This window comes from Streptomyces sp. NBC_01689, assembly GCF_036250675.1.
Classification (GTDB): Bacteria; Actinomycetota; Actinomycetes; order Streptomycetales; family Streptomycetaceae; genus Streptomyces.
In genome coordinates this window covers 3,506,128-3,525,905 of sequence record NZ_CP109592.1, presented here as the reverse complement: position 1 = coordinate 3,525,905, position 19,778 = coordinate 3,506,128, and the positions used below count along the sequence as shown (strand labels likewise).

The window sequence follows — 19,778 nt, the reverse complement described above, 5'->3', positions numbered from 1 at the left end:
TCTCTCACGGAGACTGACACCTATGAACGACCCTGAGATCCGCGTCGAGAAGGGCCACGCCGAGCCCGAGGAAGTCGCCGCCATCACGGCCATCCTCCTGGCCCGGGCCGCCGCCCAGCCTGACACCACTCCCACCCACCGAGGCCGCGCGAAGGCCGGCTGGCGCCGTCTGGAGCGCGAGCCCGGCTTCCGTGCCCCGCACAGCTGGCACGGCTAGCCTGCGGCGCTCACCCGGCGACGAGGGCCCGCTCCGTACCCGGAGCGGGCCCTTCGCCGTCCCCGGGCGCCCCGGGACCCGCCCCGCGCCGCCCGCGACGGCGGGGGCCGGACCCCGCGTCACGCCGCGTGCCGACACCCCCTGGCCCCGGCGCCACCCGTCGCGGCGCGCGGCACGGGGACGCCCCGGAGACAGGGGGATTCCGCCGCGCCGGGCGCGTACGCCAGGGGAGGGGGCGCCGGTCGGTGTGAGTCTCGTGCGGGGGCGGGGCCTCTGGTGGGAGGGAGGCCCGTGTGCCGGGTGGGCGGATGCCTGGGAGGGGCGATGGCCGGTGGGAGTCTCCTGTCGGTGCCGGGCCCTGCCTGGAAGGAGACGCATCTGCCGGGTGCGTACGTCTGGGGCGGAGGTGTCGGTCGGGGTCCTGGGCGAACGTCCTGGGAGGGAACGTGGGTCAGGGCGGGGTCCCTCGCCGGGTGGGCGCCTCCGGGCAAGGAGGCGTCCCGGGGGAGGAACCGGCACTGAGGGCGGGGCGGCTGGGCTCCGGGGACGGACCTCCTGCTGGGAGGAACGACCCCGGGTCGAGGCCTCCCAGCGGGGAGAAGCGTTCGAGGAGCGGCCCCCAGCCGTGAGAAGCGGCCCGGCGCGTGGCTTCCCGCCCGGAGGGAAGCACCTCCACCAGGACCCCACGCCTGACCGCACCGTGTCGCCGCGCCGCGGGTCTGCCCGCGTCCCAGGCGTGCCTGCGGCGAAAAGGCGCCGCGCTGAATCCGTGCCGCAGGGAAAGCACGGCGCCGCGGAAGGCATGCCCCCGTGAAAGTCCTGGCGCCGTGGAAATTCCGGCGGCCGTGAGGTCCCGGTGGCCGGGAGGTCCGGCGTCGCGGGAGGTCCGGACGGCCGCGGAGCGCCAGCGGTCGTGGAGTCCCCGCGGTCGGAAGGTCCGGTCGGTTCGGAAGTCGCGGTGGCCGTGACGTCCGGTGCCGCGGGAGGTCCGGACCGCCGTAGAGCGCCGGCGGCCATGAGGTCCGGTCGGTTCGGAAGCCCCGGCGGGGGGGACCCCCGGGGAGAGGGGGCGGGAAGGGCCGGAGGCTCACCGTGCGGGCCCCGGGACATGACGGAGGGCGTCTCTCCCGCTCGTGGGGGAAAGACGCCCTCCGTCGGCGTTCGTCGCGCGGAGCGGCTACCGCAGGCGGGCCATGAGGGCGTGCTCGACCAGGGTGATGAGCGCGCTCTTGGCGTCCGCGCGGTGCCGGGCGTCCGTCGTGATGATCGGGGCGTCCGGGCCGATCTGCAGCGCCTCGCGGACCTCGTCCGGGTTGTACGGCTGATTGCCGTCGAACCCGTTGAGGGCGATGACGAAGGGCAGTCCGGAGTTCTCGAAGTAGTCGACCGCGGGGAAGCAGTCGGCGAGGCGGCGGGTGTCGACCAGGACGATCGCGCCGATGGCGCCGCGGACCAGGTCGTCCCACATGAACCAGAAGCGGTCCTGACCGGGCGTACCGAAGAGGTACAGGATCAGGTCCTGGTCCAGGGTGATGCGGCCGAAGTCCATGGCGACGGTGGTGGTCGTCTTGTCTCCGGTGTGCGTGAGGTCGTCGATGCCCGCGGACGCGGACGTCATGACGGCCTCGGTGCGCAGCGGGTTGATCTCCGAGACGGCGCCGACGAACGTGGTCTTGCCCACGCCGAAGCCGCCCGCCACCACGATCTTCGCGGACGTGGTGGAGCGGGAAGGCCCTCCGCTAGAGCTTGCGAAGTCCACTGAGCACCCTTTCGAGCAAAGTCACGTCTGGCTGGCCGCCGGCGTTTTCGTCGCCGCCCGGCTGATGGATGGCGACCAGGCCCGCCTCCGCCAAGTCGGCGACGAGAATCCTGGCCACGCCGAGAGGGATGGTCAGCAGGGCCGAGATCTCGGCCACCGACTTGATCTCCCGGCAGAGATTGCAGATCCGCTGATGCTCGGGCAACTGGCCCTGCATCTGGTGCGGTTGTGCGGTGGTGTGCACCAGCGCCTCGATGGCGAGCTGGTAACGAGGCCTGGTGCGGCCGCCCGTCATGGCGTAGGGGCGGACCAGAGGATTGTTCGACGAACCCGCGGGCGCCGCCTCCGGTGTGCGTCGCTGCGGCTGCACGGGCTGGATGCGCGGCGCCGGGGGCTGGTCGTACGGCGAGGGGCCGGGGCCCTGCGGCGTGTACGGCTGCTGGCGCCGGTGGCTCGGTGCGGAGGGGAAGTTGTAGCGGTTCGGGTTCTGCGAACCCTCACCCTGGCCCTGCCCCTGGCCGGGGCCGTACGACCAGTTGCCCGAAGACGAACCGCCTGGGGGTGTTACCACTTTCTCCTCCTCCGACTGTGCCTGGCACCCATCCGTGTGGGACCGCGTCCCGAAACCTTACGGCCCCGGGACGCCAAAACGCACGGTCTGACTGTTAGTTGAGAAGGCTCCCTTGGAGCTCCGCTCGCAGATCCGGTGTCAGGACCGTACCCGCTCGGTCCACCAGAAGGGCCATCTCGTACCCGATGAGACCGATGTCCGCTTCGGGATGTGCAAGGACCGCGAGCGACGAACCATCGGAAACGGACATGATGAAGAGGAATCCTCGCTCCATCTCCACAACCGTCTGGTTCACGCTGCCACCCTCGAAGATGCGGGACGCGCCCGCGGTCAGCGAGGTCAGACCGGACGCGACAGCCGCCAGCTGGTCGGCGCGGTCACGGGGAAAGCCTTCGGACATCGCCAGAAGGAGTCCGTCGGCGGAGACCACCACCGTGTGGGACACCCCGGGGGTGTTGTCCACGAAGTTGGTGATCAACCAGTTCAGGTTCTGCGCCGCCTGGCTCATCGGGCTCACACTAACGCTCCTGGTTGTAGGTGCTGTCAGAACCGAAGCCCTGACCGTTCGTGTCACTACTGGCATTGCGCCCCTGCTGCACGCCGCGGCGCAGGTTGCTGAGCCTGCCCCGGATGTCCTCGGGAGCGCGGGAGACCTGGGGGCCACCCTGCGGGGTCGATTCCGCGGTTCCCTCGACCAGGTTGGCCTTGGGGACCCGACGCGGCAGCCCGGACGAGGTGACCCCGCCCGCCTTGGGCTTCTTGAGCTGCTCGGCACGCTGCCAGCGGTCGTCGTTGGACGAACGCCAGTCGTCGCCCTCGCCGTTGCCCGCGGTGGCCGCGGGCGGTGTCTGACCACCCTGGGCGCCCGGGTCCGCAGGGCGCCGGCCGTTCGCCCCGCTCGCGGCGGCTCCGCGTCGCGGCAGTCCGGCGTCGGTCAGCTGGTGAGCGGACGAAGGGGCAGGTCCCGGACGTCCGAAGCCTACGCGCTCCTGCTCACCCGCGTCAGCGACCTGCGCGGATTCCGCCTCCGGAGCGTACCCGGACCCGTAGTCGTTGCGGTACGTGTCCGGCTGCGGCCAGTCGTCCTGGTAGGACGGCTCCTCGAACCCGGCGAAGGTCTCCGGGGCGGCGCCGCGCGCCTCCGCGGGCTCCTCCCGGGTCTGCTCCGGGTATCCGGGCTCCGGGTAGCCGCCGTTCGCCGGGAAGTACGTCTCGTCGTACGCCGGCTGCTGCGGTGCCGCGTACGACGACTGCTGGTCGTACGCGGCCGGCTGCTCCTCGTAGCCGCTCTGCCCGTCGCCGTACGCGGGCCGGCCGCCCTCGAAGGACGGCTCGGCGCCGTCGTAGCCGGGCTGCGCGGCGTTGAACTCCTCCGGGTACTGCCCGGTTTCCAGGGCGTCCGGCTGGCCCGTCGTCTGGGCCTCCAGGGCGGCGCGGCGCTCCTCACGGACGAGGGAACGGCCGACCGGGTCCAACTCGCGTATGTCGTCCGGGACTTCGGTGTAGCGGCTGTCGTCGAAGCCGAGTTCCGCGGCGGTCCGCGAGGACTGTGCCTGGAAGGACTCCGCCTGGAAGGACTGCTGCTCCGGGATGATCTGCGAGACGGTGAACTCGTCGCGCTGCACCTGCTGTTCGCCTCCACCACCGTGGGTGATGGCGTCGGGGAGCATGACCAGGGAGGTCGTTCCGGCCTGCTCGCCGGAGGGACGCAGCTGGACGCGGATGCCGTGCCGGTCGGAGAGCCGGCCGACCACGAACAGGCCCATGCGCTGGGAGATCGCGGCGTCCACGGTCGGCGGGTTGGCCAGCTTGTGGTTGATGTCCGCGAAGTCCTCGGCGGTGAGGCCGATGCCCTTGTCGTGGATCTCGACCATCACACGGCCGTCCGGGAGACGGGTCGCGGTGACACGCACCTTGGTCTGCGGGGAGGAGAACGTGGTGGCGTTCTCCAGCAGCTCGGCGAGCAGGTGCACGAGGTCGGTCACGGCGCGGCCGTGGATCTCGGCCTCCGGGACGCCGGAGAGCTCGATGCGCTCGTACTGCTCCACCTCGGAGGAGGCGGCGCGCAGGACGTCCACGAGGGGCACCGGCTGGTCCCAGCGGCGGCCGGGCTCCTCGCCGGCGAGGACGAGGAGGTTCTCGCCGTTGCGGCGCATACGGGTGGCGAGGTGGTCCAGGCGGAAGAGGTTCTCCAGCTGGTCCGGGTCGGCCTCGTTGTTCTCCAGGTCGGTGATCAGGGTCAGCTGGCCCTCGATCAGCGACTGGTTGCGGCGCGACAGGTTGGTGAAGATCGCGTTGATGTTGCCGCGGAGGAGGGCCTGCTCGGCGGCGAGCCGGACGGCCTCGCGGTGGACCTGGTCGAAGGCGCGGGCGACCTCGCCGATCTCGTCCGTGGTGGTGATCGGGATGGGCTGCACGCGGGTGTCGACGCGGCCCGGGTCGGTGCGCGAGAGCTGGTCGACCAGCATCGGCAGCCGCTGCTCGGCGACTCCGAACGCCGCGTTGCGCAGCTGGCGCATCGAGCGGCTCATCTGGCGGGCCACCATGCCGGCCAGGATGAACGCGAAGAGCAGGGCGAGCACGACGGCGCCACCGGTGATGAGCGCGTCGGTCTTGGCGTTGTCGGCGATGTCGGCGGCCTCGGCCACCGCCTTGTCGGCGAGGTCCGACTCGATCTGCCGGTAGCCGTTGTACTTGGCGGTGTTGACCGCCCACCAGTTCTGCGGGGTGACGCCGGCCGCGGCCAGCGCGGCGCGGTCGGAGTCGAGCGGCGACTTCAGGCTGACGACCCGCGCGAGCATGTCACCCGGCGGGGGGACGTACTTCTCACCCTGGGCCGCGGCGGCGGTCGCGGCCTCGGTGGCCTGGCTCTTCAGCTCGGCCGGGATCTGCTTCTTCAGCGCGTCCAGCTTGGCGGCGTCGGCCTCGGTGCCACCGCCGAGGTACTCCTCGACGGCGATGCCCTCCAGGTACGCGAACGAGGAGAGAGCGGTGCGCTGGGTGGTGAGAGTGCCCAGGCCCGGCCCTGGCTTGACCAGGAGGTGCATGCCGATGGACCGCTCGAGGGACAGGGCGGCCTTGGAGAGCGAGATCGCGTAGACCGTACGGCCGTAACTGGTGATGTTTCCGGTGCCCAGACCGAGCTCGTTGGCGAACTCCATCAGCGGGTGCTGGATATTGAGGTAACCCTGCTCGGTCTGCACGCCCGGGTTCGGTCCGGTCTCGGCCTTGGCCGTGTAGGCGACCTTGCGCAGAGTGGCCAGTCCGGGCTCCACCTTGCGGAAGTTGGCGAGCCGACGCTCCAGTCCCGGCGTCTTCGGCATGTTCTGGGCGGCCTGGTCGAAGACGACGGCGGCCTGGTCCGTCTCCTTGTAGGCCTTGACGACCACGGGGTCGCTGGCGCCCTTGCCGTTCTTGTTCTCCAGCAGCGGCTGGGCGGTGACGTCACGCTCGACGAAGAGCTTGTCGCCGTAGGCCAGCGCGGCCTGCACCAGACGGGCCGTCTTCTCCGCGTCCTGGGCCTGCTGCCAGGTGTTGATCGAGCTCTTCACCTGGAAGCCGCCCATCACGAGGCCGACGACCACGGGTATGAGCAGGATCGCGTTCAGCCTGGTGGGTACGCGCCAGTTGCGGGGGGACAGACGACCGCCGCTCGGCGCGGGCGCCGGCACGGGCTCCGGAACAGGCACCTGTGCGGGCGCCGCTCCGCGCGGCGGCGGGGTGAAGTTGCCCCGTGCCGACGGCTCGGGACCGTTCTTGCTTCGCCTCACTCGACCAACAACCTCTCGGCGTCGGCACCTACGTTGTGCCGCGGTGTCTCCAGCGCCCTTGACTACTGGGCAGTTCAGCGCATTCCAGCACGTCAGGCAGCGCCCTTCCAAACACTCGGAACCGATGGTTCCGAGTGATGCATCCCCCAGATAAAACGGTCATAAAGAGCGAGCCCCGTCAAAAGACGGGGCTTTTATGAGCGCAGCGGCACCGGGTGACCGCGATGCGTGTTGGTGCCCATCGAATTCCATGTCGAAACGTTATGAACACTGTGGCCGGCCGTGTCAAACGACACAGCCGGCTCCCATATGCCTACGACAACTTCCTTATGGGCCTGTCGACTTGGGTATCAGCGCAGGCGGGCCATGAGGGCGTGCTCGACCAGGGTGATGAGCGCGCTCTTGGCGTCCGCGCGGTGCCGGGCGTCCGTCGTGATGATCGGGGCGTCCGGGCCGATCTGCAGCGCCTCGCGCACTTCCTCGGGGTTGTAGGGCTGGTGTCCGTCGAAGCCGTTGAGGGCGATGACGAAAGGCAGCCCGGAGTTCTCGAAGTAGTCGACCGCGGGGAAGCAGTCGGCGAGGCGGCGGGTGTCCACCAGCACCACGGCGCCGATGGCGCCGCGGACCAGGTCGTCCCACATGAACCAGAAGCGGTCCTGACCGGGCGTACCGAAGAGGTACAGGATCAGGTCCTGGTCCAGGGTGATGCGGCCGAAGTCCATGGCGACGGTGGTGGTCGTCTTGTCTCCGGTGTGCGTGAGGTCGTCGATGCCCGCGGACGCGGACGTCATGACGGCCTCGGTGCGCAGCGGGTTGATCTCCGAGACGGCGCCGACGAACGTGGTCTTGCCCACGCCGAAGCCGCCCGCCACCACGATCTTCGCGGAGGTGGTCGCCCGACCTCCGTCAGAGCTTGCGAAGTCCACTGAGCACCCTTTCGAGCAAAGTCACGTCCGGCGCGCCGCCGTTGTTCTCATCGCCGCCAGGCTGGTGGATGGCGACGAGTCCGGCCTCCGCGAGGTCCGCGACGAGGATCCTGGCCACGCCGAGCGGCATGGACAGGAGGGCCGACACCTCGGCCACCGACTTGACCTCACGGCACAGGTGGCAGATCCGCTGGTGCTCCGGGAGCAGCCCCATCAGCTGCGTGGGGTCGGCCGTCGTGCTGATCAGTGCCTCGATGGCGAGTTGGTACCGCGGCCGGGTCCGGCCGCCGGTCATCGCGTACGGACGTACCAGCGGCTGGTCGCCCTCGTCCCCGTACGGCTCAGCGTACGGATCATGAGAGGCGGTGGGCGGGGTCATGAATCCTCCGGGCGGGACAGCAGGTCGGTCAGTCGAGCCGTCTGTTGGGGCCGGTGGGGGGATTGTGGCGGCCGGACGGTGATTTCGTGCAGTCGGTAGAACCAGGACCCGTCAGTGGAGCAGACTTCCCTGGAGTTCGGCGCGCAGGTCCGGAGTGAGTACGGCACCCGCCCGGTCGACGAGCAGTGCCATCTCGTAGCCGACGAGGCCGATGTCGCACTCGGGGTGGGAGAGGACTGCCAGGGACGATCCGTCCGAGACGGACATGAGGAAGAGGAAGCCGCGCTCCATCTCGACGACCGTCTGGGCCACCGTGCCGCCCTCGAAGATCCGGGAGGCCCCGGCGGTCAGTGAGGTCAGCCCGGAGGCGACGGCCGCCAGCTGGTCGGCGCGGTCGCGCGGGAATCCTTCGGACATCGCCAGAAGGAGCCCGTCGGCGGACACGACGACGGTGTGGGACACCCCGGGGGTGTTGTCCACGAAGTTGGTGATCAACCAGTTCAGATTCTGTGCGGCCTGGCTCATCGGGCTCAACTAACGCTCCTGCTGGTGAGTGGGGCTGGGGAAGCTGCCGGTCTGGCCGGTACCGGCCTGGCGACCCTGCTGAATGCCCCGACGGAGATTGGTCAGCCGGCCGCGTACGTCATCGGGCGCACGGGAGACCTGCGGACCTGTTTGGTGCTGTTGCTGCTGTGCCGTACCCGCGACGAGGTTGGCACGCGGTACCCGGCGCGGCAGGCCGGAGGTGGTGACCCCGCCCGCCGACGGTTGACGGACGCGCTCGGCCTGTCGGCCGAGATCGTCGTTCGGAGAGGTCCGCCAGGAGGCGGAGGCCTGTGGGGTGGCGGCCCGCTGGGGGGCGACGGGAGCCTGGGGCTGCTGCTGGGGAGGCTGCGAGCCGTTGGTGTACGCGCCGTTCTGGACGCCGTTCTGGCCCGAGTTCTGGCCGTTGTTCTGAACGCCGTTCGGAACGCCGTTGTGCGCTCCGTTCTGGGAGCCGTTCGCCTGACCGTGGAACCAGTTGGTCTCCAGCGTGTCGTACAGCGGCGTACGTCCGTCACCGGGACCGGAGGCCGGCGGCAGCGCCTCCGGCTCCTGAGTACGCGCGGGCCGCTGCTGCGGTCGCTCGTACTGGCCGGTGGACGAGGGATCCTGGCCGTTGCCGTAGCCCGGGGCGGCGAACTGGCCGGTGGACGAAGGGTCCTGGCCGTTGCCGTAACCGGGCCGCGCGAACTGGCCGGTGGACGAGGGGTCCTGCGGGTTGCCGTAACCGGGGGCGGCGAACTGGCCGGTGGACGCGGGGCCCTGGCCGTTGCCGTAACCCTGGTTCGCGAACTGACCCGTGGAGGCGGGGTTCGCGGTCGCGTTGCCGTAGACGTCCGGTCGCACGAACTGGCCGGTGTTCTGGCCGGTGTTCTGGCCGTAGGCCTGGCCGCCGTTCTGCGGCGCACCCGCACCGGGGCGCGGGGCGTCGAAGTCGGGACGGGCGAACTCGGAGGTCGAGGCGGGGCCGTGACGGTCGTCGATGCGGGGCATCTCCGAGGTCGAGGCCGGGCCCTGCCGGTCGTCGACGCGCGGCATGCGCGAGGTGACGTCCGTCTCCTCGTGACCGCGCGGGGAGTCCAGCGAGGCGCGCGGCACGGGCGGCTGCGCGTTCTCGTCGCTCCAGCTCGGCCGGGACTGCTGCGGGCTGCCGCCGGGCAGCTCGGCACGCGGACCACCGCGTCCCGGCAGCTGCGGGCGGCGACGTCCGCCGCCCTTGTTGCCCTGGGGCTGCTGCTGCGGAGGAGTCGCCGCGGGGGCGCTGTCACCGAAGTTGAAGCCCTGGCGGGTGCCGGGTCCGTCGCCGAAGCCCTGGGGGGCACCGGCCGCGGGGCCCTGCGAGGCGGCGGGAGGGTTCTGGCCGAAGACATTCGCGCCGGCACCGGCCGGGGCCGGCCTGCCCTGCTGGGGGCTGCCCGGACCCTGCGGCCCGCGGGCTCCTCCCGGAGCACCCGGCTGACCGCTGCCGGGAAGCGCGGCCCGCGGACCCTGTCCGGCGCCTACCTGGCCGCGCTGCGGAGCGCCGCCGAGCAGACCGCCGCCGGCGGCGGGCGCACCCGCACCGAGGGACGGACCGCCCTGGCCACCCGAGCGGCGGGCCGCGGCCACACCGGCCGAGGCCTGCGCGGCGGCCGGACCGCCGGACGACGGAGCGCCCTGGCCCGGCTTGCCCGGAGCCTTCTTGCCGCCCTGGGCGACATCGACGGGGAGCATGACGAGCGCGGTGGTGCCGCCGGAGTCCGAGGGACGCAGCTGGATGCGGATGCCGTGACGCTGGGACAGACGACCGACCACGAAGAGGCCCATGCGCCGGGAGACGGAGACGTCCACGGTGGGCGGCGAGGCGAGCCGCTCGTTGATCGCGGCGAGGTCCTCGGGGGACAGGCCGATACCGGTGTCGTGGATCTCGATCAGCACCCGGCCGTCGGGCAGGGCGTGACCGGTGACCTTGACCTTGGTCTGCGGGGAGGAGAACGAGGTGGCGTTCTCGAGGAGCTCGGCGAGCAGGTGCACGAGGTCGTTGACGACCCGGCCGGCGACCTGGGTCGTGGGGACCGAGGCCAGCTCGATGCGCTCGTACTGCTCCACCTCGGAGGCCGCGGCGCGGAGCACGTCGACCAGCGGGACCGGACGGGTCCAGCGGCGGCCGGGCTCTTCACCGGCGAGAACGAGGAGGTTCTCACCGTTACGGCGCATGCGGGTCGCGAGGTGGTCGAGCTTGAAGAGCGAGGACAGCTGGTCCGGGTCGGCCTCGCGGGACTCCAGTTCGGAGATGAGCGAGAGCTGACGCTGGATGAGGCCCTGGGAACGGCGCGAGAGGTTGGTGAACATCGCGTTGACGTTGCCTCGCAGAAGGGCCTGCTCGGCGGCGAGGCGGACGGCCTCGCGGTGTACGTCGTCGAAGGCCGCGGCCACCTTGCCGATCTCGTCCCGGGAGTGCACACCGACCGACTCGACGGAGGTGTCGACGTCCTGCGGGTCCGACTCCGAGAGCTGCTTGACCAGCTCGGGCAGGCGGTCCTGGGCGACCCGGGTCGCGGTGTCCTGCAGACGGCGCAGCGAGCGGATCATGGACCGGGCCACGACGAAGGCGCCGACGAGGGAGACACCGAGGACGAGGAGGATCAGCGCACCCGAGATGATCGCTTCCTGCTGGGAGGCGTTCTTCAGCTCACGGGACTTCTGCGTCATCTCGCCGAGCAGCGTGATCTCGATCCTCGACATCGTGTCGATCTTGGTGGTGTCGGCGTCGAACCAGTCCTTGGACGACTTCTTGTCCTGGGTGCTCAGACCGCCCGTCGAGTCCAGTACGCGCTTGGAGTACTGGTCCGCCGCCTGGATGGTCGGGTTGCCCTGGTCGATCGTCTCGGTGAGCTTCTCGGCGCCGGCGCCGTAGATGCTCGCGAAGCTGGTGCGCTCCGAGGCCTCGCTGTCCTGCGCCGAGGTCGCGTACAGCCGGTCGTTCTCGGAGAGCTTGCCGAACCGGTCGGGCTTGGCCGGCAGCGCGGCGGCGATGATCGCGCGCTGGATGGAGGCGTACTCCTTGGCCGAGGAGAAGGCCGACAGGGCGCGGGTGCGCTGGATCATCTCCGGGTTGCTGGTCGCCTCCGCCATGTCCTGGGAGAGGTTGATCAGTTCGGTGATGAGCCGGTGGTAACCGTCGACCGTCTGCGAGGAGTTCAGCGGGTCGCTGTAGGCCGAGTTGCGGATGGTGCCGAGCTTGTTCAGCTCGCCGGCGATGGCGACGAGGCTGTCGCGGACACCGGAGAGCTGGCCGCTCGCGCTGGCGTCGTCTATCTCCTGGGTACCGGAGAGGAACTGCGCCTTGGCGCGGTCCGTGGCGCTGCGGACCGACGTGATCTCGTACTTGTCGGGCTTGACCCCCTGCGACAGCGGACCCGCCGACCCGTCGCGCTCCTGCTGGAGCGCCACGGCGAGCTCGGTCGCCTGCTTGGTCATGTCCGTCAGCAGCTTCATGTTGTCGAGCTGCTGGATGTCGTCCATGGACTGGTTGATGCGCAGCGCGCCCAGCGTGGTCGCGGCGACCACGGGGAGAGCGAGCAGCGACACCAGGCGCGTGGAGATGCGCCAGTTGCGCAGTGCCACGCGGGAGCCGGGGCCCGGAGGGGCCTTCGGCTTCACCGGTGGGGTCTCGGGAGCCGCGGCACCGGGGCGCGCGGAGCGCTCACCACCGCCGAGCTCTGATTGTCCCGGGTTCTGGGCGTGCTGGGGCGAGGAACCGCGGTCGGTCCCGCCGTGCGGCTCCGGCTCCGCCGGAGCGCTGCCATCCCTCTTGAAACGTCCCTGCACTAGCGTCGCAACCTCTGGACCAGGCGCCCCTCCGCGCAAACGGCGGGACGGTGTCGGCGTCGTTCAGGGGCGCAGACGCGCCCCCTGGTGTGGTCGTGAGTGACCGGCGCTGCTCCCCCTCCCCGCCGCCACTCGGCGCTGAGTCGCGCCTCCTGCGCGCCGGTTCGATCCCGCGGCGGTCCGTGGAATTCCAGCACAGTGCAGGATCTCCAACAAGGCCCATGTACCAGGCTGTGACCACCGTGACAGCTTGTGAGGGAAAGGTCACGACACGTAGAAAGTGATCTCGTACATTCCGGTCTTATCCCTACGATCCAGTGAGGTCGACGGGGTGTCCCAGTCGCCATGATCAGGAGCGGAATGTTGGGTTCAGTGGAGCAATGTCCGATTCGAAGCGACGGACGGGCGGCCTGAATTGACCGGTTTGCCAGCCGCCTAGTGAGCAAACTCACACGCCGATCATGAGGTCTTCACGGCTTCTACCGGGAATCGCATGTTTAGCCTGGCGCTTTACAGGGATGGCAAATCCGACAACCCGCGCCGACGCGGCGGCTCTTGAGTCCCCCCGGCGCCCGCTCTGACGAGGTCGAACACCACAGTGAAGACGACGATGATGTTCCGCAACATAGCCAACCCGCGACGCACCACGCTGGCGCACCTCGAGGACGCCGACGCGCTGCAGGCGCAGGAGCAGCCGGAGCACTCGATCGACCTCCCCGCCCAGACCGCCAACCCGCGTCGCACCATCCTCATGGAGGCCCCGGTCGCCGCCTCTGTCGCCGAGTAGTACGGCCGCCGGCCGCCGCCCGCTCACCGCGCCGACGTATATGCGCGGGGCGCGGCCCCCTCCCCGCGTTAGCCTGGGGCGTCAGACTCCAGCCAGCTCAGTGAGGGGCGCAAGGATCCCGTGCGCATCGCCAGGTTCTCCATCGACGGCAACGTCGCGTTCGGCGCGGTCGAGGGCGACAAGCCGGACGAGCTCGTCCTCGACATCATCAAGGGCATCCCGTTCGCGGACTTCGAGCTCTCCGGCACGAAGGTCCCGCTCGGCAAGGTCCGGCTCCTGCCGCCGGTGCTCCCGAACAAGGTCGTGGCCTTCGGCCGCAACTACGCGGAGCACGCGAAGGAGCTGGGCAACGAGGTGCCCGACGCCCCGTTCGCCTTCTTCAAGCCCTCGACCTCGGTGATCGGCCCCGGCGACGACATCCACTACCCCTCCTTCTCCAGCGAGCTGCACCACGAGGCCGAGCTCGCCGTGGTCATCGGCCGGATGTGCCGCGAGGTCCCGCGCGAGCGGGTGAAGGACGTCATCCTCGGCTACACCTGCGCCAACGACATCACCGCGCGCGACGTCCAGAAGCGCGAGAAGCAGTGGGCACGGGCCAAGGGCTTCGACAACTCCTGTCCGCTCGGCCCCTGGGTGGAGACGGACCTGGATCTCGCCGCCGTCTCCGAGGGCCTCACCATCCAGTGCACGGTCAACGGGCAGCAGCGCCAGCTCGGCCGCACCAGTGAGATGACCCACTCCGTCGAGGACCTCATCGTCAACATCACCGAGGCCATGACGCTGCTCCCCGGCGACGTGATCCTCACCGGCACCCCGGCCGGCGTCGGCCCCCTGAACGTCGGCGACGAGGTCGCCGTCACCATCGAAGGCATCGGCACTCTCACCAACAAGGTGATCAAGCGTGGCTAACGTCCGTGTACGTTTCTGTCCCTCCCCGACCGGCAACCCCCATGTCGGGCTGGTTCGCACCGCCCTGTTCAACTGGGCGTTCGCCCGGCACAACGAGGGCACCCTGGTCTTCCGCATCGAGGACACCGACGCGGCCCGCGACTCCGAGGAGTCGTACGGCCAGCTGCTCGACGCGATGCGCTGGCTGGGCTTCGACTGGGACGAGGGCCCCGAGGTCGGCGGACCGCACGCGCCCTACCGCCAGTCGCAGCGGATGGACCTCTACAAGGACGTCGCCCGGAAGCTGCTGGACGCCGGCCACGCGTACCACTGCTACTGCTCCACCGAGGAACTCGACGCCCGGCGCGACGCCGCCCGCGCCGCGGGCAAGCCCTCCGGTTACGACGGCCACTGCCGTGACCTCTCCGCCGAGCGGAAGGCCGCGTACGAGGCGGAGGGCCGCACGCCGATCGTCCGCTTCCGGATGCCCGACGAGACGATCACCTTCACGGACCTGGTCCGCGGCGAGATCACGTACCTCCCGGAGAACGTGCCCGACTACGGGATCGTGCGAGCCAACGGCGCGCCCCTGTACACGCTCGTCAACCCCGTCGACGACGCCCTGATGGAGATCACCCACGTCCTGCGCGGCGAGGACCTGCTCTCCTCCACCCCGCGGCAGATCGCCCTCTACAAGGCGCTGACCGAGCTGGGCATCGCCAAGACGACCCCCGCCTTCGGCCACCTCCCGTACGTCATGGGCGAGGGCAACAAGAAGCTGTCCAAGCGCGACCCGGAGTCCTCGCTCAACCTCTACCGGGAGCGCGGCTTCCTGCCCGAGGGACTGCTCAACTACCTCTCCCTGCTTGGCTGGTCGCTCGCCGCGGACCGCGACATCTTCTCCGTCGACGAGATGGTCGCCGCCTTCGACGTCACGGACGTGAACCCGAACCCGGCCCGCTTCGACCTCAAGAAGGCCGAGGCGATCAACGCCGACCACATCCGGCTGCTCGACGTGAAGGACTTCACGGAACGCTGCGCCCCCTGGCTGAAGGCCCCCTTCGCCCCCTGGGCGCCGGAGGACTTCGACGACGCGAAGTGGCAGGCGATCGCCCCGCACGCGCAGTCCCGCCTGAAGGTCCTCTCCGAGATCACGGACAACGTGGACTTCCTGTTCCTCCCGGAGCCGGCCCACGACGAGGCCTCCTGGGCGAAGGCGATGAAGGAGGGCTCGGACGCGCTCCTGCGGACGGCCCGCGAGAAGCTGGACGCCGCCGACTGGTTCTCCCCGGACTCCCTCAAGGAGGCCGTCCTGGCCGCCGGCGAGGAGCACGGCCTCAAGCTCGGCAAGGCCCAGGCCCCGGTCCGGGTCGCCGTCACCGGCCGCACGATCGGCCTGCCCCTTTTCGAGTCCCTGCAGATCCTGGGCAGGGAGAAGGCGCTGGCGCGGGTCGACGCCGCGTTGGCGAGGCTCACGGCGTCGTAGCGCCCCGCCGCGCGCGCCGCGGCGGACCCACAGCACGGTGACAGCGGGGCGGTGTCCGGTTCGGACACCGCCCCGCCGCTGTACACCCAGCGGTCACCGGAAGTTCACCCCTCCCGTCAACTCCCGCTCTCCAAAGCCCCTTTGGATGTTCGGGCAGGCGTGGACGCGTCTGCCCACCATGTTCCAGGGGAGACGAACGTGACCCGTTCACGAAGACTTGTCGGGATGGCTCTCGGCGGAGCCGTGGCCCTGACCTGCGCGGTGCAGACGGTGCCCGCCCAGGCCGCGCCCGCCGCCGACACCCCGGTCGCCACGGTCCAGCTGAACCGGGCCACGCCCCCCGAGGTGCTCTTCGGCTGGGCGGGCGCCTCCGGCTTCCGCTACACGCTCCCCGACACCGGATCGCCGGCTTCGCTCCGGGCGGACTACCCGGATTACACACCGCCCGCGCACGCCGGCCCGGACGACCTGGCCACCGGCACCGACGTGGTCACCACCACGGGCGTCGGCACCGTCACCCAGAAGCACCAGTCCACCGGGGTGACCGTCACGCTCACCGTGCCACAGGGGCAGACCTACAAGGCCGCCGTCGGCTGGAGCGTGGTCACCCAGGACGCGGACGGCGCCCTGCACGTCCTGCGCGCGGCCGGCGACGGCACCACCACCGACCTCCCGGTCACCGGCCTTCCGGCCGGGGCGACGCCGGACGGCGTGTTCCGCACCGGCGGCTCGGTGCGCAGGCTCGCCGTCGGCTACACCGTCGACGGCGCCGACACGCTCGGACTGCTCGACCTCGCCGACGGCACCTTCCGCTCGTACATCACCGGCGCCCTCACCACCGCGCCGATCAGGTTCGACGACCGGTGGCTGGTCGCGGCGAACAAGGTGGCCCGGGTGGACGCGGCACCGGGCACCGACCCCGTACCGGTCCCCACCTACGGCGACTACAAGATCCAGGGCGTCGTCGGCGACCAGCTGATGCTCGCCAACCCGTCCGTGGTGTTCAGCCCCGACACCTACCGGCTGGTGGGCATCTCCCTCGCCGACGGCACACGGACCACGGTCATCGACCGCTCCAGCGGCAGCTACACCCCCACCCTCGACGGCGGCCTGCTCGCCACGGCGGGCCCGTCCAGCGCCGACTGGCACGTCTACCGGGTCACGCCCACCGAGACCGGCGCCACCGCCGCGCCGGTGCTCGACGTCGGGGCCGACCGGGCGACGGTCGGCGGCATGATGCTCTCCGGCGGCGAGCTCCTGATGTACGGCAACACCACCGGCCAGGGCGGCTACGACGCCGTCCACGGCGTCCAGCTCGACGCCGCGGGCCGGCCGGCCGGACCCCAGACCTACCGCGCCTCGATGCTGAACCTCTCGCCGTGCCTGGCCGGAGACGTGGCCTGCCCCCAGTTCGAGGCACTCGGTGACGGCGGATTCGCGTACCTGTCCACCGACGCGGACGGCAAGGAGTCCGTCCACGTCACGGGACGCGATCCGAACTCGTTCGCGACCGAGGCCACCGGCGCCTCCGGCGGACGCATCGGCACGGGCACCGGCCGCTACGTCCTCTACAACGGCGGAACACCGGGCGTGCAGAAGGTCGCCGACTTCCCCCGCGGCGCCGACGGCGGGACCGCGCTCGACCGCACCCGCACCGCCGCCGCCGTCTGGGGCCAGCGCCTGTGGACACCGGGCAGCTCCCTGGGCAGCGTCGTCGCCTACGACCTGAAGTCCAGGAAGAACGTGGCCACCGTCGCCACCGGCGCCCCCTGCACGCCCAGCGAGATCCAGGCCGTCGACGCCTGGCTGTACTGGAGCTGCGGCGCGTCCGGACCCGCGGGTGTCTACGACCGCGCCACCAGCCGCGCCATCAGCGTGCCGGCGGGCCAGGCCCGGCTCGCCGACGGCTACCTGCTCCGCGAGAACCGCACCACGCACGAACTGCTGCTCACCGACTTCCACGCCGGGTCGGCGATCACCCGCACGGTGGCCGTCCTGCCCACGGCCGACCGGGACACGGGCGGCAACACCGGCCGCTGGACCGCCGACCGCTTCGGCGGCAACGTCGCGTACCAGACCGACCGCGGCGAGGTGGCGATCGTCACCGCGGGTGTCCCCACCTCGCCGCTCGCCCAGATGGAGGCGCAGACCGACGCCGCGCCCGGCCCGACCGTCGCCGAGCCGTGGCGGCCGGTGTGGCAGCTGAGCAAGCCCTCGGCCTGGACCCTGCAGCTGACGAGCACCACCGGCACGGTCGTCCGCACCCTCACCGGTTCCTCCACCGCCGCCGCGGTGCGCGCCTCCTGGGACGGCGCGACCACGGCCGGGGGAAGGGCGCCCCGGGGGTCGTACACCTGGAAGCTGACCGCCGTGCCCCGTGACCACCAGGGGCCCGACCTCCTGCTGACCGGCACGACCACCGTCGACTGACGGACGGCCCGGCGCGCCCGGGGCTACTGTCGGACCATGACCGTGCAGGCCGTGGTGTGGGACGTCGACGACACGCTCTTCGACTACACGAGCGCGGACCGGGCCGGAATGCGCGCGCACCTTGCGGCCGAGGGCCTGCTCGGCGACACGACCGTCGAGCAGGCCCTCGCTCGCTGGCGCGAGATCACCGACGCGCAGTGGGCGCGGTTCTCGGCGGGCGAGACGGACTGGCAGGGCCAGCGCCGGGACCGGGTGCGGGTGTTCCTGGGGGAGCCGCTCGGCGATGCCGAGGCCGACGCCTGGTTCGACCGCTACGTCACCCACTACGAGTCCGCCTGGTCCCTCTTCCCCGACGTGCTGCCCGTCCTCGACGGGCTCGTGGCCAGCCACCGGCACGCGGTCCTGTCGAACTCCAGCCTTCTCGTGCAGGACCGCAAGCTGCGTGTCCTCGGTGTGCACGACCGCTTCGAGGCGATCCTGTGCGCCGCCGAACTCGGCGTCGCCAAGCCCGCCGCGGCCGCCTTCCACGCGGCCTGCGAGGCCCTGGGCCTGGCACCGCACCGGGTGGCCTACGTCGGTGACCACCCGGAGATCGACGGACGGGGCGCCGCCGAGGCGGGCCTGCTCTCGATCTGGGTCGACCGTGACGGCACTCACACCGCCACCGGGGGCCCGCCGACGGGTCCGCACCGGATCGCGTCGCTGGCCGAACTCCCCGCGGTCCTCGGCGCCGATACCCGTTTTGGAGCGCCGTCCACCTTCGGGTAATGTTCTTCCTGCGCCGCCGAGAGCGGGCCGAAAGGCCAGGGATCGGAGGCGCAAGCTAAAACAAGATCCCCACAGGGGATTGAGTTTCAGTGGCCTATGGTGTAATTGGCAGCACGACGGTTTCTGGTTCCGTTAGTCTAGGTTCGAGTCCTGGTAGGCCAGCTCGCAGAGCTTATCTGCACCGCGGAGATCGATTCCGCAAAGCCCCCGTTGTGTAGCGGCCTAGCACGCTGCCCTCTCACGGCAGTAGCGCCGGTTCGAATCCGGTCGGGGGTACAGATCCTTCCCAGGGAGGCAGTCCGGGTCGCACCCGCTGCCTCTCATGCAGGATCGCTAGGGCCCCCGTTGTGTAGCGGCCTAGCACGCTGCCCTCTCACGGCAGTAGCGCCGGTTCGAATCCGGTCGGGGGTACTGGTCTCAGCCATCTAATGGTCTAGACCACTATGGGCTATGGTGTAATTGGCAACACTACGGTTTCTGGTACCGTCATTCTAGGTTCGAGTCCTGGTAGCCCAGCGCGGATCTGCGCAAGATCCAAGGCCCCCGTTGTGTAGCGGCCTAGCACGCCGCCCTCTCAAGGCGGTAGCGCCGGTTCGAATCCGGTCGGGGGTACAAGAGTTCTGCGGGCCTCCACTTCGGTGGGGGCCCGTAGGCGTTCCCGGGCGCCCGCGTCTCTCGCCCCGTTTCCCGTCTCGCCGCACCGTGGTTGCGCGCGCCCGCACGCACCGCTCACTCGATGCCGTACCGCCGCGCCGACTCCTCCTCCTGCGCCAGCCGGTGCAGCGCCCGCAGCACCGGCTCGAAGAGCACGGCCGAGGCGACCGCGGTCTCCACCCGCTCGGCGTCGGACGCGTGCGTCTCCAGATGGTCCAGGTCCCGCATGGCCACCTGGTGCATCAACTCCGCGTACGGTGCCAGGAGTTCGGCGTTCCAGGAATAGCCGAGCCGGATCAGCGCCGCCACCGCCGCCACCAGCGAACGGTGCACGGGGGAGAGCGGGGCGAGCTCCCGGGCGGTCTCCCAGCCCAGATCCGCGAGGAGTTGGTCCACCGCGCGGCGCGCCGACCCGACGGCCGGGTCCTGTTCGTCCGGTTCGGGCTCCTGCGGCAGCGCCCACAGAGCCGCCCCCAGCCGGATCGTCCGGCCCAGGGACTCGTCGTCGACGTGCCCGAGGATCTCCCTCGCCGTGGCCACCGGCACCCGGCCCACCTGGATCAGGGCCCGCACCAGCCGCAGCCGGCGCAGATGGCTCTCTGCGTAGTCCGCCGTCGTCGCGTTGACCTGACGGCCGGGGGCCAACAGCCCTTCCCGCAGGTAGTACTTGATCGTCGCGGTGGACACCCCGCTCCGCTCGCTCAACTCCGCCAGCCGCATCTCTTGCGCCCCTCCTTGGGTAGCGCGACTATCCAAGCATGGCGCCCGGGGGCGGCGCCGCTCGCCGACG

15 protein-coding genes and 5 tRNA genes are annotated in these 19,778 nt (G+C 70.8%); 11 read left to right on the top strand and 9 right to left on the bottom strand.

Annotated elements, in window-relative coordinates; translation table 11 throughout:
• Nucleotides 1-22: 22 nt before the first annotated feature.
• Nucleotides 23-217 (top strand): acyl-CoA carboxylase subunit epsilon, encoded by a 195-nt coding sequence (locus tag OG776_RS14795; protein WP_148014275.1) that lies wholly within the window; start codon nt 23-25, stop codon nt 215-217.
• A 1,177-nt stretch (nt 218-1,394) separates the two neighbouring features.
• On the opposite strand, the gene OG776_RS14790 is transcribed toward OG776_RS14795, so the two are convergent.
• The 8 genes from OG776_RS14790 to OG776_RS14755 all read right to left on the bottom strand — a co-directional run bounded on the left by OG776_RS14790 (nt 1,395) and on the right by OG776_RS14755 (nt 11,975).
• Nucleotides 1,395-1,976, bottom strand: coding sequence for a GTP-binding protein (locus OG776_RS14790; RefSeq protein WP_030793786.1), 582 nt, complete (start codon nt 1,974-1,976; stop codon nt 1,395-1,397).
• Nucleotides 1,957-2,547, bottom strand: coding sequence for a DUF742 domain-containing protein (locus OG776_RS14785; protein ID WP_148010628.1), 591 nt, complete (start codon nt 2,545-2,547; stop codon nt 1,957-1,959). Before OG776_RS14785 ends, OG776_RS14790 begins: the two co-directional genes overlap by 20 nt.
• Before the next feature lie 94 nt (nt 2,548-2,641).
• The gene (locus tag OG776_RS14780) at nt 2,642-3,055 is read right to left on the bottom strand and encodes a roadblock/LC7 domain-containing protein (protein ID WP_005479603.1); all 414 of its coding nucleotides are present in this window, start codon (nt 3,053-3,055) and stop codon (nt 2,642-2,644) included.
• Between the two features lie 10 nt (nt 3,056-3,065).
• Entirely contained in the window at nt 3,066-6,317 is a 3,252-nt protein-coding gene (locus OG776_RS14775; protein WP_148010629.1) for a sensor histidine kinase, read from the bottom strand.
• A 350-nt stretch (nt 6,318-6,667) separates the two neighbouring features.
• On the bottom strand, nt 6,668-7,243 hold the full coding sequence (locus OG776_RS14770; protein WP_028802395.1) for a GTP-binding protein: 576 nt from the start codon (nt 7,241-7,243) through the stop codon (nt 6,668-6,670).
• Nucleotides 7,224-7,622 (bottom strand): DUF742 domain-containing protein, encoded by a 399-nt coding sequence (locus OG776_RS14765; RefSeq protein ID WP_148010631.1) that lies wholly within the window; start codon nt 7,620-7,622, stop codon nt 7,224-7,226. Before OG776_RS14765 ends, OG776_RS14770 begins: the two co-directional genes overlap by 20 nt.
• A gap of 111 nt (nt 7,623-7,733) precedes the next feature.
• Nucleotides 7,734-8,147 carry a roadblock/LC7 domain-containing protein gene (locus OG776_RS14760; RefSeq protein WP_010984127.1) on the bottom strand — a complete coding sequence of 138 codons (414 nt, stop codon included), beginning with the start codon at nt 8,145-8,147 and terminating at the stop codon, nt 7,734-7,736.
• A 9-nt stretch (nt 8,148-8,156) separates the two neighbouring features.
• Nucleotides 8,157-11,975, bottom strand: coding sequence for a nitrate- and nitrite sensing domain-containing protein (locus tag OG776_RS14755; RefSeq protein WP_329321030.1), 3,819 nt, complete (start codon nt 11,973-11,975; stop codon nt 8,157-8,159).
• A gap of 598 nt (nt 11,976-12,573) precedes the next feature.
• Between OG776_RS14755 and OG776_RS14750 the strand changes: the two genes are divergently transcribed.
• The 10 genes from OG776_RS14750 (at nt 12,574) to OG776_RS14705 (ending at nt 18,946) form a co-directional block, all read left to right on the top strand.
• Nucleotides 12,574-12,762: a hypothetical protein gene (locus OG776_RS14750; protein ID WP_187285707.1), complete on the top strand. Its 189-nt coding sequence runs from the start codon at nt 12,574-12,576 to the stop codon at nt 12,760-12,762.
• A gap of 120 nt (nt 12,763-12,882) precedes the next feature.
• Complete coding sequence (locus OG776_RS14745) at nt 12,883-13,671, top strand: fumarylacetoacetate hydrolase family protein (protein WP_148010633.1); 789 nt, start codon at nt 12,883-12,885, stop codon at nt 13,669-13,671.
• Nucleotides 13,664-15,136 carry a glutamate--tRNA ligase gene (gltX, locus tag OG776_RS14740; protein WP_329321027.1) on the top strand — a complete coding sequence of 491 codons (1,473 nt, stop codon included), beginning with the start codon at nt 13,664-13,666 and terminating at the stop codon, nt 15,134-15,136. Before OG776_RS14745 ends, gltX begins: the two co-directional genes overlap by 8 nt.
• 225 nt (nt 15,137-15,361) lie before the next feature.
• Complete coding sequence (locus OG776_RS14735) at nt 15,362-17,566, top strand: FlgD immunoglobulin-like domain containing protein (protein ID WP_148010635.1); 2,205 nt, start codon at nt 15,362-15,364, stop codon at nt 17,564-17,566.
• Nucleotides 17,567-17,602: 36 nt separating this feature from the next.
• A complete protein-coding gene (locus OG776_RS14730) occupies nt 17,603-18,334 on the top strand; it encodes an HAD family hydrolase (protein ID WP_148010636.1) in 732 nt (243 codons plus the stop codon).
• 90 nt (nt 18,335-18,424) lie between these two features.
• Nucleotides 18,425-18,496, top strand: a tRNA-Gln gene (locus OG776_RS14725).
• Between the two features lie 41 nt (nt 18,497-18,537).
• Nucleotides 18,538-18,610: transfer RNA gene (locus OG776_RS14720), tRNA-Glu, on the top strand.
• A 62-nt stretch (nt 18,611-18,672) separates the two neighbouring features.
• Nucleotides 18,673-18,745 (top strand) — tRNA-Glu (locus tag OG776_RS14715).
• Between the two features lie 33 nt (nt 18,746-18,778).
• A tRNA-Gln gene (locus OG776_RS14710) sits at nt 18,779-18,850 on the top strand.
• A gap of 23 nt (nt 18,851-18,873) precedes the next feature.
• Nucleotides 18,874-18,946, top strand: a tRNA-Glu gene (locus OG776_RS14705).
• A 117-nt stretch (nt 18,947-19,063) separates the two neighbouring features.
• Here the strand turns inward: OG776_RS14705 and OG776_RS14700 are convergent.
• The gene (locus OG776_RS14700; protein WP_148010637.1) at nt 19,064-19,708 is read right to left on the bottom strand and encodes a MerR family transcriptional regulator; all 645 of its coding nucleotides are present in this window, start codon (nt 19,706-19,708) and stop codon (nt 19,064-19,066) included.
• Nucleotides 19,709-19,778 lie beyond the last annotated feature (70 nt).

Bases quoted from the DNA above. Each gene is read 5' to 3' on its own strand.
- OG776_RS14795 (WP_148014275.1), top strand. From the start codon at position 23: ATGAACGACCCTGAGATCCGCGTCGAGAAGGGCCACGCCGAGCCCGAG.
- OG776_RS14780 (WP_005479603.1), bottom strand. From the start codon at position 3,055: ATGAGCCAGGCGGCGCAGAACCTGAACTGGTTGATCACCAACTTCGTG.
- OG776_RS14735 (WP_148010635.1), top strand. From the start codon at position 15,362: ATGGCTCTCGGCGGAGCCGTGGCCCTGACCTGCGCGGTGCAGACGGTG.
- OG776_RS14765 (WP_148010631.1), bottom strand. From the start codon at position 7,622: ATGACCCCGCCCACCGCCTCTCATGATCCGTACGCTGAGCCGTACGGG.
- OG776_RS14700 (WP_148010637.1), bottom strand. From the start codon at position 19,708: ATGCGGCTGGCGGAGTTGAGCGAGCGGAGCGGGGTGTCCACCGCGACG.
- OG776_RS14760 (WP_010984127.1), bottom strand. From the start codon at position 8,147: ATGAGCCAGGCCGCACAGAATCTGAACTGGTTGATCACCAACTTCGTG.
- OG776_RS14730 (WP_148010636.1), top strand. From the start codon at position 17,603: ATGACCGTGCAGGCCGTGGTGTGGGACGTCGACGACACGCTCTTCGAC.